Origin of the sequence: Streptomyces sp. NBC_00820 (genome assembly GCF_036347055.1) — a bacterium.
GTDB lineage: Bacteria > Actinomycetota > Actinomycetes > Streptomycetales > Streptomycetaceae > Streptomyces.
On the sequence record NZ_CP108882.1, the window covers coordinates 6,896,848 to 6,912,109 of the forward strand.

The 15,262-nt window shown below is 72.9% G+C and carries 13 protein-coding genes; 4 read left to right on the forward strand and 9 right to left on the reverse strand.

Annotated features, from left to right (window positions below; genetic code table 11):
• Positions 1–56: 56 nt before the first annotated feature.
• Positions 57–1,235: a glutamate dehydrogenase gene (locus OIB37_RS30765; protein WP_330460878.1), complete on the reverse strand. Its 1,179-nt coding sequence runs from the start codon at positions 1,233–1,235 to the stop codon at positions 57–59.
• 180 nt (positions 1,236–1,415) lie between these two features.
• Between OIB37_RS30765 and OIB37_RS30770 the strand changes: the two genes are divergently transcribed.
• Positions 1,416–2,609 (forward strand): MBL fold metallo-hydrolase, encoded by a 1,194-nt coding sequence (locus OIB37_RS30770; RefSeq protein WP_330460879.1) that lies wholly within the window; start codon positions 1,416–1,418, stop codon positions 2,607–2,609.
• A 162-nt stretch (positions 2,610–2,771) separates the two neighbouring features.
• Here the strand turns inward: OIB37_RS30770 and OIB37_RS30775 are convergent, their stop codons facing one another.
• The 8 genes from OIB37_RS30775 to OIB37_RS30810 all read right to left on the reverse strand — a co-directional run bounded on the left by OIB37_RS30775 (position 2,772) and on the right by OIB37_RS30810 (position 10,930).
• Positions 2,772–4,013, reverse strand: coding sequence for a cytochrome P450 family protein (locus tag OIB37_RS30775; protein ID WP_330460880.1), 1,242 nt, complete (start codon positions 4,011–4,013; stop codon positions 2,772–2,774).
• The gene (locus tag OIB37_RS30780) at positions 4,010–5,245 is read right to left on the reverse strand and encodes a cytochrome P450 (protein ID WP_330460881.1); all 1,236 of its coding nucleotides are present in this window, start codon (positions 5,243–5,245) and stop codon (positions 4,010–4,012) included. The genes OIB37_RS30775 and OIB37_RS30780 overlap by 4 nt, the downstream gene beginning before the upstream one ends.
• Positions 5,242–5,850, reverse strand: a complete 609-nt coding sequence (locus OIB37_RS30785) for a GTP-binding protein (protein WP_330460882.1) — start codon at positions 5,848–5,850, stop codon at positions 5,242–5,244. Before OIB37_RS30785 ends, OIB37_RS30780 begins: the two co-directional genes overlap by 4 nt.
• Positions 5,822–6,196: a DUF742 domain-containing protein gene (locus tag OIB37_RS30790; RefSeq protein WP_330460883.1), complete on the reverse strand. Its 375-nt coding sequence runs from the start codon at positions 6,194–6,196 to the stop codon at positions 5,822–5,824. Before OIB37_RS30790 ends, OIB37_RS30785 begins: the two co-directional genes overlap by 29 nt.
• Positions 6,193–6,618: a roadblock/LC7 domain-containing protein gene (locus OIB37_RS30795; protein ID WP_330460884.1), complete on the reverse strand. Its 426-nt coding sequence runs from the start codon at positions 6,616–6,618 to the stop codon at positions 6,193–6,195. The genes OIB37_RS30790 and OIB37_RS30795 overlap by 4 nt, the downstream gene beginning before the upstream one ends.
• On the reverse strand, positions 6,615–8,126 hold the full coding sequence (locus OIB37_RS30800) for an ATP-binding protein (protein WP_330460885.1): 1,512 nt from the start codon (positions 8,124–8,126) through the stop codon (positions 6,615–6,617). The genes OIB37_RS30795 and OIB37_RS30800 overlap by 4 nt, the downstream gene beginning before the upstream one ends.
• Before the next feature lie 532 nt (positions 8,127–8,658).
• Positions 8,659–9,420, reverse strand: coding sequence for an IclR family transcriptional regulator (locus OIB37_RS30805; protein WP_330460886.1), 762 nt, complete (start codon positions 9,418–9,420; stop codon positions 8,659–8,661).
• A gap of 169 nt (positions 9,421–9,589) precedes the next feature.
• Entirely contained in the window at positions 9,590–10,930 is a 1,341-nt protein-coding gene (locus OIB37_RS30810) for an MFS transporter (protein ID WP_330460887.1), read from the reverse strand.
• Between the two features lie 74 nt (positions 10,931–11,004).
• On the opposite strand from OIB37_RS30810, the gene OIB37_RS30815 reads away from it, so the two are divergent.
• The 3 genes from OIB37_RS30815 (at position 11,005) to OIB37_RS30825 (ending at position 15,261) form a co-directional block, all read left to right on the forward strand.
• Complete coding sequence (locus OIB37_RS30815; RefSeq protein ID WP_330460888.1) at positions 11,005–11,955, forward strand: 2-hydroxyacid dehydrogenase; 951 nt, start codon at positions 11,005–11,007, stop codon at positions 11,953–11,955.
• Between the two features lie 349 nt (positions 11,956–12,304).
• A complete protein-coding gene (locus OIB37_RS30820) occupies positions 12,305–14,692 on the forward strand; it encodes an ATP-binding protein (RefSeq protein WP_443058224.1) in 2,388 nt (795 codons plus the stop codon).
• Between the two features lie 134 nt (positions 14,693–14,826).
• Positions 14,827–15,261: a roadblock/LC7 domain-containing protein gene (locus OIB37_RS30825; RefSeq protein WP_330460889.1), complete on the forward strand. Its 435-nt coding sequence runs from the start codon at positions 14,827–14,829 to the stop codon at positions 15,259–15,261.
• Position 15,262: the final 1 nt, after the last annotated feature.

Here is a 15,262-nt window from a genome sequence, read left to right on the forward strand (position 1 = left end):
GTCACCCTAATCCGTGGGCCGGGAACGCGTGGAGCGGGTGGAGCGGGGCGTGCCGGTCACCGGTACCAGCCGAAGCGTTCCGCGATCACCGGCAGCCGGTCGTCCACCAGGGCGTGCGCGGCGGCGCGCGGGGTCGTGCCGTCGGCCTCCGCACGGGCCAGCATCAGGTCGATGAGGGTGCGCATCGAGCGGCGCACCCGCTCGAACGCCTCGTCGGCGAACGGGCCGATGTCCCCGAACAGGGTCCACCACCACCACGCGTTCGTCCCGGAGTTGACCACCACGTCGGGCAGCACGGTCACCCCGCGCGCGGCCAGCAGTTCCTCCGCCTCGGGCAGCACGGGCATGTTGGCGGCCTCGACGATCCAACGAGCCGTGATCCCCGCCTGGTTGACCGGGTCGATCGCGTACGACACGGCGGCGGGCACCAGCACGTCCGCCCCGGCGGACAGCCAGGCGTCGCCCGGCAGTTCGTGGTCGCCGGGACGTAGCGCGGAGCGGTCGACGGTGCCGAACGCGTCCCGTGCGGCCAGCAGCGCCTCGACGTCGAGGCCGGCCGGGTTGGCGATCGTCCCCTTCACGTCGGCGACGGCCACGACCGTCAGACCCGCGCGCGTGAGGAAGCGTGCCGTGGCCCCGCCCATCGTGCCGAGGCCCTGCACGGCCACCCGGGTCCCCCGGTACGGCACCGACGCCCGGTCCAGGGCCGCGAGGACCGACTCGGCGACGCCGCAGCCGCCGACCAGCTCGTCCAGGCCGATGCCGTCCACCTCGACCGCGAAGGCGTCCGCGAGCCGCTCACGGGCGGCCGTCTCGTCGTCCAGCAGCGGGTACACCGCCTGGATCGAGGAGACCAGACCGGCCTCCGCCGCCGCGCGGTCCACCAGGTCCTGGGTGAGGCCGAGGTCCTCACCGGTGGTCCAGAAGCTCTCGACGTGCGGCCGCACGGCACGCAGATAACGCACCAGCAGCCCGTACGCCTCCGGGTCCCGCGGATCGCAGTCGATGCCGCCCTTGGCGCCGCCCAGGGGGACGTAACGGCCCTCGGGGTCGTAGTGCAGGGCCTCCTTCATCGTCATGCCGCGCGCGAGTCCGGTGACCTCCTCCAGGGTGCAGCCGGGCCGCATGCGCAACCCGCCGCTGGCCACGCCCCGCACCAGCCGGTCGACGACCAGGAAACCCCGGCGGCCGGTGACGTGGTCGGTCCAGACGATCGACATCAGGGGCGCGGTCATGGGGTCTCCTCCGGATACTGAACGGCAGGTCAGTATCCGGAGTGGGTTCGGGCCATGTCAATGCGCTGAACAGAGGTTCAGTAGTGACGTGGGATGTGAGGGGACACACCGGAGCCACCCCTCCGGTACGCCGGCCGGCCGACCATAATGGAGACCTCAGCCATGCCACCTGGAGGTACCGTGACCGGTCTGCGTTCCCAGAGTTTCGGGCTCCGCGCGCTACAGCCCGAAGCCTTCGGCGCGGAACCTCGAGGTGAGCGCCTCGCGCGCATCCGTCGCTCGCCCCACTTCAAGGACGGCGTCTTCCAGAACCCCGGCGGCACCGCGCACACCCGGCCCTCCGCCTCCCCGCTGGACCTGGCGAAGATGTACTTCGACCAGGACACGCGGCCCCTGCGCGCCCCCGACGGCACCCTCCCGGTGCACGCCACCACCTTCGCCGACCTGGCGAAGCCGCCGGTCACCGGGTTGCGCGTGACCTGGATGGGGCACTCCAGCGTGCTCGCGGAGATAGACGGTCACCGTGTCCTGTTCGACCCCGTCTGGGGCGAGCGCTGCTCCCCGTTCCCCTTCGCCGGACCCAGGCGGCTGCACCCGGTGCCGCTGCCGCTCGCCGCGCTCGGCCCGGTCGACGTCGTCGTCATCTCGCACGACCACTACGACCACCTCGACATGCCCACGATCAAGGCGCTGGCCGGCACCGACACCCTGTTCGCCGTGCCGCTCGGCGTCGGCGCCCACCTCGAACACTGGGGAGTGTCCCCGGACCGGCTGCGCGAGCTGGACTGGCACGAATCCGCCAAGGTCGGCGGCCTCACCCTCACCGCCACCCCGGCCCGCCACTTCTGCGGCCGCGGGCTGCGCAACACCCAGCACACCCTGTGGGCGTCCTGGGTCGTCGAGGGCGACGAACACCGGATCTACCACAGCGGTGACACCGGCTACTTCGACGGCTTCCAGGACATCGGCGCCGCGCACGGCCCCTTCGACGTCACGATGATCCAGATCGGCGCGTACAGCGAGTACTGGACCGACATCCACATGACGCCGCAGGAGGGGGTGCGCGCGCACCTCGACCTCCAGGGCGGCACGCCGCACGGCGTGCTGCTGCCGATCCACTGGGGGACCTTCAACCTGGCCTTCCACCCGTGGGCGGAGCCGGGGGAGTGGACGAGGGACGCCGCCGAGGAGGCCGGCCAGGCGGCCGCGTTCCCCCGGCCGGGTGAACCCTTCGAGCCGGCGGGCACCCTCCCGGCCCAGGCCTGGTGGCGAACCGTGTCGGCGCCGATCGACCGTCCCTGGCGCCGCCCCGAGGCGCCGCGGATCTCGCCCGAAGCCCCCCGGACGGACATCGACCTCGCCTGCGACCGGTGACACCGGCGCGGCATCGCGTGTCCGTGCGAGCATGCCCGGCCCGTCCGCCCGCGGTGGGACCCAGGGCGACAGCCGACGCCGCTGTCCGCACGCGGGTTCAGCGGTCCGGGCGTGGAGGAGGGGCGACCGGAACGGGGTAACCGGTCGCGCCCCGCGTCACGCTCAGCCCCGCAGCCGGACCGGCACCTCCTGCCAGCCGAAGGCGATGAACGACGGCACCTGCCGCAGCTCACCCTCCTCGAAGGCCGGCGCCAGACCGGGGAAGCGGTCGAACAGCGCGGGCAGCGCCGTCAGGGCCTCCATCCGGGCCAGCGGCGCGCCGATGCAGCGGTGCACACCGATGCCGAACGCCATGTGGTCGTCGGCGCCGCGCGCGGCATCGAAGACGTGCGCGTCGTCGCCGTAGTGCGCCGGGTCCAGCCCCGCGGCGGCGTACGTCGTGATGATGGCGTCCCCGGCCGGAATGGTGACCTCCCCGACCTTGAGGTCGCTGACCGCGTAGCGCAGCGGCAGGGAGGTGATCGAGGGGTGCACCCGCAGCGTCTCGTCGATCACCGCGTCCCAGGAGATCTCACCGGACCGTACGGCCGCCAGCTGCCCCGGGTCGGTCAGCAGGGCGACGACGGCGTTGCCGATGAGGTTGACGGTGGTCTCGAAACCGGCGCCGATCACCAGCAGCAGCGTGTACAGCAGCTCCTCGTCGCTGAGCCGGTCGCCGTCCTCGTCGCGGACCCGGATCAGCTCCGTGGTCATGTCGTCGCCCGGGTGCTCGACCTTGAGCGCGATCAGGCCGCCCAGCACCGTCCCGATCCGCTCCTGCACGAACGCGGTGTGCTCCGGGCCCGGGTCGGAGGTGTCCATGATGGCCGCGATGAGCTCGGCGGTGTCCCCCCGCATCTCCGCGGGCACACCGAACAGTTCGCAGATCATCCGCATCGGCAGCTCGTGCGCGAACAGCTGCTTGACGTCCACCGGTCCGCCGTCGGCGCCCGCCTTCTCCACGGTGTCGAGCAGCTCGGCCGTGATCGCCTCCACGCGCGGGCGCATCGCCTCGGTGCGCTTGTGCGTGAAGCTCGGCGCCACCAGCTTGCGCAGCCGCGCGTGCTCCGGGCCGTACGTGGTGAACATGTTGACGACGCCCACCCAGCCCAGGACCCAGCCCCAGGAAGGGTGTTCGCCGAGCTCGGGCCACAACCGCCAGTGCAGCCGGGGGTCCTTGCTGACCTGTGGGTCGAGGATCAGTTCCTTGAGGACGTCGTATCCGGTGGGCGCCCAGGCCGGTATGCCTCCGGGCAGTTCGACGGGCACGATCGGGCCGAGGGCGCGCAGCTTGGCGATCTCTGCGGAGATGTCGGTGCCGAACGGGTCGATGACGACGCGGTCGACGGGGTCGGTCACGGTCACGGCAACTCTCCAGAAGGACGGGGGGATCGGGGACTGAACCGCACGGGCAGCGACGTCAGCGAGCGGTGGAAGGGACCGGGCCGCCAGCTGAGGTGCTCGCGCGGCAGGACCGGCTCCAGATCGGGCAGCCACTGGGTGAGGCGTTCGATGGCCTCCGTGGCGATGAGCAGCGTGTGCTGCTTGACGGGGCAGCCGTGCGGGCCCGCCGACCAGGACAGATGGGAGGCGTCCCGCGGCCTGCGGCTGCCCCCGGCCGCCTGCTCCGCGGTGTGGGCCAGCGCCCCGTAGGAGATGACGACCGGCACCGCGGCCCGGATCCACGCCCCGTGGAAGGAGACCGCCTCCCGGGCGAAGTGGATGCCGTAGTTCGCCAGCGGCGTCTCGTGGTGCAGGACCTCCACCACGGCGTCCATCACGGGACGCGCGCCGCTGGTGAGCGTGGAGTAGTACGCCGGGTTGCCGAGGATGCGGGAGAGCGCGTTGGACACCAGGTTCGCGGTCGGCTCGTGACCCGCGCCGAGGGTGAGGAACATCTGCCAGGTGACCTCCTCCGCGGTCAGCCCGGCCGGATGGTCCAGCAGCCGGCTCGGCAGGTCGTCGCCGCGCCGCTCGGCCTTGGCCGCGATCAGCTCCAGGACGTACTTCCCGAACTCCGCCTCGCCCTCGGCGGCTTGAGGACCACCCTCCATCATCTTGCCGAGGCCCTCGTTCAGGCGGTCGCCCGCCTCGTCCGGCAGCCCGAAGAGGTTGTTGAAGACCAGCGCCATCAACGGCCGGGCGAACTCGGTCACCAGGTCGGCCTCGCCGTTCGGACCGATGCGGTCCACCAGCAGCCGCACCGCCCGGTGCACCCGGGCCCGCAGGTCGTGCGGCTCGACCTGGTCGAACACGTCGATCAGCGCGGTGCGGTAGCGCAGGTGCGTGTCGCCGTCGGCGAACAGCGCGTTGGGCCGCCACCGCATCATGCCGAGCAGCGGACAGTCGTCGGCGACCGTCGCCTCCCACGGGCGCGGATCGTGCGAAAACGTTTCCGTGTCGTGCAGCAGGTCCAGTGCGGCCCGCCGGTCCGTGACGACGTACGCCGGTACGCCCGGCGCGAGTTCGGCCCAGCCGACCGCGCCCTGGGCACGCAGGGCGGCGTAGTAGCGGTGCGGGTCGAGCGCGAAGCCGTCCTCCCACAGGCGCACCGGCGCGGAGCGGGAGAAGGCGTGCTGAGCGGGGTAGGTGGTCACCGGCCCTCCGGGGGATGACGGTCGATGAGGTGCTGGACGAGGGCGAGCAGGGCGTCGATGGAGGAGTCGGTGTCCCGGGCGTCACAGGTCACCATCGGCGTGTGCCCCTCCAGGTCGAGGGCGGCGCGCAACTGCTCCTCGGTGTAGTGGCGCGGCGCGTCCGGGAACGCGTTGAAGGCCACGGCGTACGGCAGCCCGGTCTCCTCGACCAGACCGAGGACGTCGAACGAGGCGTCGATACGACGGCTGTCGACCAGCACGAGCGCACCGAGCGCCCCGTACGCGATGTCATCCCACAGCGGCCGGAACCGCTCCTGGCCGGGGGTGCCGAACAGGTACAGCACGACCCCGCCCGGCAGGCTGATCCGGCCGAAGTCGATGGCGACGGTCGTCGTCGACTTCTCCCGGATCCCGTCGAGGTCGTCCACCTGGGCGGACGCCTGGGTGAGCTGTTCCTCGGTGTGCAGGGGGCGGATCTCGGACACCGAGTCGATCAGGGTCGTCTTGCCCACCCCGAAGGGGCCCGTGACGAGGATCTTCACCAGGTCGCGGGCGGTGTCGGGCAGGTGGATGCCGCTAGTTGTGCTTGAGGGCGCGGAGGCCATCGGCCACTCTCTTCAGCAGGTCGGGGTCGAAGCGGTCGGCGGGCGGGATCGGCGCGCGGGCGAGAACCAGGTCCCGGTCGAGCAGGCCGGCGGCCAGCACCCGCACGGCGGAGACCGGCAGCTCCAGCAGAGCCGCGGTCTCCGTCACGGTCAGCGCACCGCCGTCCAGCAGGTCCAGCAGGGCCAGTTGGGCGGCGGGGAGATCGGCGGCCGGATCGACGGGCGCGGTCCGGTCGCCGGCGCTGAGCACCGACAGCCGCTCCAGATGGGGACGGCTGGGCTGGGCGACGCCTCCGGTCGACAGATACGCGGGAACCAGGGGACGGCCGCCCCTGCGGCCGGTCATGCCGGCGCGCCTCCGTCGGCGTCTCGGGGCGCGGCCGCCATCGCCTTCTCACCCAGCCGGGCCACCTGGGAGTGGACCCGGTGTGCGAGCAGGTCCAGACGCACCTCGGGGTCGCCGTAGGCGGCGACACAGGTGCCGTGGTCCGTCGGCACGATGAGGACGTATCCGTGGTCGGACTCGATGACGACCTGGCGTATCTCGGCCCGGTCCCGGTCGGCGAACGCGGCCGCCGCGGTACGGCAGGCGCCCTGCACGGTGCTGGTGATGGCGGCCACCCGCTCCGCGGAGGGCTGCGTCAGCGCGTCGGTGTAGCCCGTCACGAGTCCGTCCCTGGTGAGCAGGACGGCGGCGACGACGTGCGGCACTTCCAGGATGGGGTCGAGCACCCACACGGTGTCGCCTGCTTCGCGACTGGTGGTCATCGAGCCGCTCCCCCTTCGTTCTTGTTCGGTTCGGTGTCGTTGACTGTCGGTTCGGTGGGTGCGGGTCCGGTGTCCCGCGTGTCAGCCCGCCCGGGCGCGCGGCCGGCCGCGGTTCCGTGCTGGAGGGCGGCCATCGCTGCGGCCGACTCCTCGGGGCGGCGTGCCGGCCCGGCCGGAGCGGCCGCGGCGGGAGTGGCCGCTGCGGGAGCGTCGGCCCGGCCACGGCGCCGCCGCTGCGGAAGACCGCCGGAGTCCCGCGGACCCTGGTGCCCGGATCCCGGGGCGGTGTGCTCCTGTTCGGCTCCGTAGCCGTGGCCGGAGTCCTGGCCGGAGCCGTGGTCGGAGCCGTGGTCGGCGTCCGGGGCGGCGGTGGGCGCGGCCGGGGAGACGGCCGGCGCGGTCCGGGGCGTGGCCGCGCCGTCCGTGGCCGGTGCCTTCCGGGTCGAGCGCGGGGCGCTGGCCGCCGGCGGCTTCTCGGCCGGGTCGATCCTGCTGAGCAGGTGGCTCTCGACCCGCAGCACCGCGCGCACGCCGCCGTACGGCGACGGGGACGACAGGTCGACGCCCAGGTCGAACTGCCGGGTCAGCTGGCCGATCGCGGCCAGTCCCATGCGCGGCGGGTCCCCGAGATCGGTGAGCAGGATCGGGTCGGTGCCGGCCACCAGCCGCTGGGCGCGGGCGCGTTCGTCCTGGCTCATGCCGAGGCCCGCGTCGTCGACGGTGACACAGACCCCGTGGTGGACGTGCTCCAGGTTGACCACGACATCGGTTTCCGGGGCGGAGTGCCGCAGCGCGTTGTCGAGGAGTTCGGCGACGATGATGGCGACCGGCTCGACGGCGTGCGACACCAGGGCGGTCCCCGGTTCGAGATGGTTGTGGACCTTGATCCGGTGGTAGCCCGCGAGCCGGGCCTGCCCGCCGGTCACCGCGTCCACCAGGTGGGACTCCTCACGGGCGAGTCCCACCCAGGCCCCGCACACCACGGAGGCGACCTGCGCCCGACGCAGCGACTGCTCGTTCTCGTGGTCCAGGGCGTACAGGGTCTGCGCCAACTCGGGCTCGTCGTAGCGCTCCTGCAGCCCTCGCAGCGCGTCCTGCAGCCGGTACAGGGCCGCCTGGATCTCGCGGGTGGCACCGCGCAGGCCGGCCTGTGCGGCGGCGTCGATCCGGGTGCGCTGCGCGGTCAGTTCGGCGCGCAGCGAGAGCAGGAGCCGTTCGAGGGCGACCCCCGCCGGCGTTCCGGTGATCTCGGATCGCGCCGGGCCGGGCACCGTCACATGCGGATGGGTCAGCTGCCGGGCTGCGGCGGGTATGCGCTGGGCCGCCAGATGCTCCGCTTCGGCAGTGAACGACCGCTGGGTTTCCTCCAGTTGGGTGCGTAGCGTGGTCAGCTCGGCCCGCAACGCGTGCTGCCGGCGCAGGGACCGCAGCAGGCTGCCGCCGAGTGCCAGCGCGGACAGCGTGCCTGCGGCCAGACCGCCCGTCACCAGGTCCGGTGATTCGATCATCTGATGGGTTCCAAGGAAGTGGGCAAGGGGATTCCGTGACCCTCTCGCGAGGTGTTCGGTGCACAGTACACACCGTCATTGATCGATCTCGCACTGTTGGGCGGCAAGTTGTTCCGAAAATGATCAAGGACTGGTCGGCTTGCGTACGGACTGTCGGAAATGCCTTACGTCAGGGGCAAGTTGACCAGGCAGGGTGGCGGGTGGCGGCCCCGGTCACCCGGCGTCCGTACCCCCTTCGGCGTGCACGCCGTGGGCGGGGTTCGGCGCGGCGGTACGGGTCTCGGTCCGCACGGCGGTACGGGTCTCGGTCCGCACGGTGGCACGGGTCTTGGTCCGTGCGGTGGTACGGGTCTTGGTCCGTGCGGCGGCACGGCGGCGCGCCGGCGTGAGCGCTCGGGGCGTGAGGTGCGGGGCGCAGGGGTGCGGTGGCCGCCTGCCGGGGCGCCGCGATCGCGACGGGAGGGTCGGGGCGGCCTCGCCGCGGTCCTACGGCCGGGATGTCAGGCCGGGGCGCCGCGAAGGACGCCCCGGCTCAAGGTGACACGCGCGCGGCGACGTCCTCCACGCACTCCAGCAAGGCGGGCGCGTGCGCGCGGAGTTGGCCCTCGTCGGTGAGGATCACCGTGGCGGCGAGGGAGATGGCCAGGGGCTGGGAGCCCTCGGGCATGCCGGGCAGCGCTGCCGCGATCGAGCGCACCCCGATCTCGTTCGCCTCGTCGACCTCGGCCCAGCCGCGCCGTCGTACGAGTGCCAGCTCGGCGCGGAGCAGGTCGGGGTCGGTGACCGTGCGCGGGGTCACCGCCGCGAGCGGCTCCGACAGCAGGCGCTCGCGGTCCTCCTCCGGCAGTCCGGCGACGAGCGCCTTGCCGAGGGAGGTGGCGTGCCAGGGGTTGCGGGTTCCCTCCGCACTGCGCAACTGGAGGTGCTGGGTGCCCTGGACGGAGAGGACGAGCAGGACGTCGGCGCCCTGGAGGACGCCCGCGATGACGGGCAGGCCGGTGCGCGCGGCGAGCCGGCGCATCGGAGCCGCGGCGGCGGAGTAACCGGCGGGCGAGCGCTGGAAACCGCGCGACAGCTCCAGTACGCGCGAGCCCAGGGCGTAGCGCCGGGTGTCCTCGTCGTACGCGGCGAACCGTTCCTCGACGAGCCGGCCCAGGATGCGGTGGGCGCTGCTGACGGGGAGGTGCGCGGCGCGGGCGGCGGCGCTCACGCCGAGGCCGGCGGGGTGCTCGGCCAGTACGGTGAGCAGCCGCAGCCCCCGGCCCAGCATGTCGTCGCCGGATGGTGTGGTCACCGTGTGCGCCTCCGTCGTTCTGTGCCGCTGCTGCCGCTGCTGCCGCTGCTGCCGCTGCTGCCGCTGCTGCCGCTTGTGTCTGGGTCTGTTGCCGGGGCCGGGGCCGGGGCCGGTGGGGTGGGGTGCGGCGGCCGTCGTACGTACGCCGGGCCGGCCGCCGCTTCGACGATCACCGTACCGGGGCCGGCCGGGCGGTCACGGGCCTGGGCTCGGGCACGGCCAGGGTCAGTCCGGCGGCGATCAGGGCGCACACCGCCATCAGCCCGAAGGCGCCCGCGTCGCCCAGCTGGGTTCCGCGCACCCAGCCGACCAGGTAGGTCCCGGCGAAGGAGCCGAGTGCGCCGAAGGAGTTGACCAGCGCGACGGCGGCACCCGCGATCCCGGGCGGGGCGAGGGTCGTGACGAGCGCGAAGTACGGGCCGTACGGCGCGTACAGGCACAGGCCCGCCACCACGAGCAGGGCGAGGGCGAGCGGGAAGTTGCCGCCGGCCGCGTAGGAGGCGAGCAGGGCGAGTCCGCCGCAGGCCAGCCACGGCCACACGGCCACCCGCCGCCGCCCGCTGCGGTCGGACAGGCGGGAGTTGAGCAGCATCGCGCCGGCCGCGCAGGCGTACGGGATCGCGGTGAGCAGTCCGGTGGCGCCGATGCCCTCGCCGGAGCCCTTCTTGATGATGGCCGGGAGCCAGAAGACGAAGCCGTACATGCCGAAGGACCAGAAGAAGTACTGCGTGGCCATGGTGAGCACCGCGGGGGAGCGCAGCACCCTGCCGTACCGCTCGCGCAGCGTGCCTGTCACCGGCGGTGCGGCGGCCTGTTCCGCGGCCAGGTCGGCGCGCAGCAGGGCGAGTTCGTGCTCGGGCAGTCCGGGAGCCTGCTCGGGGCGGTCCTTGACGAGCCACAGGCAGCACAGGCCCCACAGCACCGAGGGCACCCCCTCGGCGATGAACATCACGCGCCAGTCGGAGACCGAGACCAGCCAGCCGGACACCGCCGACAGCCACATCACGGTGACCGGATTGCCCAGGATCAGGAAGGTGTTGGCCCGCCCGCGCTCGCCGCGCGTGAACCAGCGTCCGAGCAGCATGACCATCGACGGCAGCACCGCGCCCTCGACGACACCCAGCGCGAAGCGGACCGCGATCAGCTGGGCGGGGCTGCTCAGCAGACCCTGCGTCACGGCGAGCAGCCCCCAGGCCACGGTCGACCAGGCGACCAGCCGGCGGGCGCTGCGCTGCTCGGCGTAGATCGTCCCCGGGATCTGGAAGAAGAAGTAGCCGAGGAAGAACGAGGCCGCGATGAGGGAGTCGGCGCTGGCGGACAGCCGCAGGTCGTCGGCCATGCCGCCGGCGGACGCGATCGCGTAGTTGGACTTGTCGAGATAGGCGAGCGAGTACGTGACGAACGCGACCGGCATCAGGTACCGGGCGCGCGCCGACCGCCAGAATCCGGTGGGCGCGGGCACCGCCGGCTGCGTCGCGGCGGTGTCGGTGGCGGGTGACGTCGCTGTCATCCCTGACCCCCTGTTTTCCGTGAGGTGGAAAGTGTTTCACTGGACGGGAAGCACGGTACGAGAAGGAGAGTCCGATGACCAGAGCCCTTCACCACTCCGCCACCGGCGTACTGCTCCCCTGGCCCGATCTGGACCGGGGGTACGGCCCCTGGCCCCCGGGGGTGGAGGTGCACGTCTGGGACGGCGTGACGCCGGACGGCGAACCCGCCGAGGACGCGCTGGCCCGCATCGGGCTGTGGGTCATGCCCTACGCCGTGCCCGACGCCGCACGCCTGCTGCCCCGGCTGCCGCACCTGCGGGCGGTGCAGTCGCTCAGCGCCGGTGTCGAGAAACTCCTGCCGCTCCTGCCCGCCGGGGTCACCCTGCACAACGGCCGCGGCCTGCACGACGCCTCCACCGCCGAGCACGCCCTCGGGCTGATGCTCGCCGCGCAGCGGGACCTCCCGCGGTGGGTCACCGACCAGGCCGCCGGCCGCTGGGAACCCCACTTCACGCGCTCCCTCGCCGACGCCCGCGTGACGATCGTCGGCTACGGCTCCATCGGTGCAGCCCTGGAGCGGCGCCTGCTCGCCTGCGAGGCCCAGGTCGTCCGGGTCGCCCGGCGCGCCCGCCCCGAGGAGGGCGTCCACGCCGTGGCCGACCTGCCCGGTCTGCTCCCGGAGACCGACATCGTCGTCCTCGTGCTGCCCGAGAACCCGGACACGGTCGGTCTCTTCGGGCCCAAGGAACTGGCCGCGCTGCCCGACGGAGCGCTCGTGGTCAACGTGGGCCGGGGCCGGACGCTCGACACCGAGGCCCTGCTCGCCGAGACGCGCGGCGGCAGGCTGCGCGCCGCCCTCGACGTCACCGACCCCGAGCCGCTGCCCGCCGACCACCCCTTGTGGCATGCCCCCGGGGTGCTCCTCACCCCCCACGTCGCCGGTGGCTCAGCCGCGTTCCGTCCCCGCGCGGAACGCCTCGTCGTCGACCAGGTCCGGCGCTTCGCCGCCGGGCAGCCGCTGCTCCACCCGTTCCCCCGCGACTGACCCGCCTGTCAGGAAAAGGGCCGGTGCACATCTGTGCGCACCGGCCCTTGCTGTTTTCCGATGGCCATTTCTGATCGATTCAGATCGATTTCACTTTCCTTCGTCTCGGGAATTCGACGCGGTTATCGATCGGCCGTACGACGCTTAATACCAGAGCGGGATGCTGCGTGGGGGAGTTTGCCAACTGGCCTCCGAACGCCATGCGCAGGCAACTACCGTGAGTGTCCGTCGGGTGGCGCAAGGCCTGTTTCCGTCGGCTTTTCCCGCCGTCCGACACCGCGATCGCCCATGCCCGTATCGCGCACCGCGCGTGGAATTCCAGGCCCGACGGACCAGTACGAGGACGCAGATGTCTCATCTCCGTGCACCGGCCGCCCGAACCGACCGCAAAGAAGGCGGCCGGCACGGACGGCCGGTCGCCCGAACCGCTCCCGAACTGCCCGAGACACACATACGGCCCCAGCTCATGCGGCTCGCCGTGCTCCCGCCCGTCGCGGTCGCGCTCAGCGCCACCGCGGCCGTCATGTTCAGCATCCGTTCCACGGGAGCGCGTACCGGCATCACCCTCTGGGCGGTCCTGGCCGCGGCCGTCACCGTGACCGTCGCGGGCATCCTCATCGCCGCCGTGGCCGCCGACCGCGCCGCCCGTTCGGTCACCGAGCGCGTCGGGGCCCTGCGCCGCAGCGCCGCGCGCGGCGAGGCCGACCTGCGGGGTCTCGTGGAGGCCATGCGCCGGGGCGACACCCCGCCGCAGCGCAAGCCGCGCCGCAGACCGCCCGCGGACGCGGACGACTTCGAGCTGCTCGCCGCCGACCTGGCGCGCGCGCACGACGGCGCAGTCACCGCCGTCGTGCAGGCCGCCCAGCTCTCCAGCCACACCGGCAGCGAGCAGAAGCTCGAAGTCTTCGTCAACCTCGCACGACGCCTCCAGTCCCTCGTGCACCGCGAGATCTCGATCCTCGACGACCTCGAGAACGAGATCGAGGACCCCGACCTGCTCAAGGGCCTCTTCCACGTCGACCACCTGGCGACCCGCATCCGCCGCCACGCCGAGAACCTCGCCGTCCTCGGCGGCGCGGTCTCCCGGCGGCAGTGGAGCAACCCCGTCGACATGACCGAGGTGCTGCGCTCCGCCATCGCCGAGGTCGAGCAGTACTCGCGGGTCAAACTGGTGCCGCCCATCGACGGCGAACTGCGCGGCCACGCCGTCGCCGACGTCATCCATCTGCTCGCCGAACTCGTCGAGAACGCCACGGTGTTCTCCGCGCCGCACACCCAGGTCCTGCTGCGCGCCAACCTCGTCACCTCCGGGCTCGCCGTGGAGGTCGAGGACCGCGGACTCGGCATGCCGGTCGGCGAACAGACCAGGATGAACGCCCTGCTCGCCGACCCCGACCAGGTCAACGTGGCCAGCCTCCTGGCCGACGGCCGCATCGGGCTGTACGTCGTCTCACAGCTCGCCCGCCGGCACGGCATCAGCGTGCGCCTGCAGACCAACATCTACGGCGGCGTCCAGGCCGTACTCGTCGTCCCGCAGGCGTTGCTGGGGACGGCGCCGGGTGTGCTTGGTGCGGGTGCGGGTGCGGGTGCGGGTGCGGGTGTCGGTACCGGTTTTGGTTCCGGTTCCGGTTCCGGTTCCGACACCGGTGTGCATGGGGTGCTGGAGGCGGCGGGGGACGCGCGGATGCCCGTCCCTCCGCAGCAACTTCCGTCCGGGGCGGACGCGGTGGCCAAGGCGGGCGTGAACGGTTCCGGTCAGCCACCGGCCACCGGCCGGCGGCGGCACGCGCAGCGCGGCGGCGGCAGGGGCGGTGCCGGGAAGAACGGCGGCGCCGAGAACGCGGGCACACCGCCGCCGCTCCCGGTACGGGGCGCCCAGGAGCAGCGGCCCAACCCTGCCGAGGCCGTCCCCGGCATCAGCGCCGAGCACCGTCCCGTGGTCGAGGCCCACGCCGGTGCCGTGCCCACCCCGCGCGACGGAGTGGTCCGCGGCACCATGGACAAACCCCAACTGCCCCGCCGGCGCGCCCAGGAGCACATCGTGCCCCAGCTGCGCGGCGGCCCCGCCCCCCGCCAGGACGGTGACACGGTCCCCGGGCACGACCCCGGCCTGATGGCCGCCTTCCAGCGCGGGATCGGACTGGCCGAGGCACAGCAGCACATGGAGGCCGCGGAGTCGGCGGAGCAGGCGTACGGGGAGTCGTATCCCGTGGAGGCGGCGTACATGGAGCCGACACCCATGGGGGCGGCCCCTATGGAGCCGGCACACATTGAGGCGGCACCCATGGGGTCGGTGGACGGCGTGCCGGCATACCTGGGTTCGGCGGACACGGATGCCGGGCACACAGACGCCGCGCACATGGATGCCGTGCACACGGACTCCGTGTCCATGGAGCCGGCCGACGGGGCGGCGTACGTCCTGGAGACGACAGGAACGAATTCCGCGCACATGAACTCCGCGCACATGGGTGTTGCGCACCTGAACGCGGCGCACATGAACGCCGTGCACATGGGTTCCGCGCCCATGGAGCTGTCCTGCATCGAACCCGCGAACGGGGAGAGGACCTACACGGATCCCACGCCCGCATCCACCACCCCCGCATCCCCCACCCCCGTGGACCCCCTGAACGCGGTCCCCGCGTCTCAGCCGCACGTCCACACGCCGGCCCCCGCAGCCGCGCCCGACGCGGCGCCCGAGGCCGCCGGCCGATCCGACGGGAGCGCAACGGCCGGATGACCCCCGTCACTCCCACTCGCCGTCCGACCCGCGCCTCCCTTTCCACCCCCATCCCCACCCCCACCCCCACCGCGACCTCCACCCCCACTCCCAGCGCTCGCGCTGACCTTCGTACCCCAAGGAGTCGATCCACCATGGCGAGCGATGCGCCGAGCGCCCACGCGTCCGACCTCGACTGGCTGCTCAGCGGCCTCGTGCAGCGCGTACCGCACACCGGCAGCGCGGTGCTCCTGTCCTGCGACGGACTGGTGAAGGCCGTGCACGGTCTCGACCCCGACAGCTCCGACCACATGGCGGCCCTGGCCTCCGGGCTGTACTCCCTCGGCCGGAGCGCGGGCATCCGGTTCGGCGACGGCGGGGACGTCCGGCAGGTGGTCGTCGAGCTCGACTCGACGCTGCTGTTCGTCACCACGGCCGGCTCCGGCACCTGTCTCGCCGTGCTCGCAGGCAGGGAGGCCGACGCCGCCGTGCTCGGCTACGAGATGGCGATGCTGGTCAAGAGCGTGCGCCCCTACCTGGTGACCGCCCCCCGGCAACACGCCGTCGAACCCACGGTGATGAGGCCTTGAG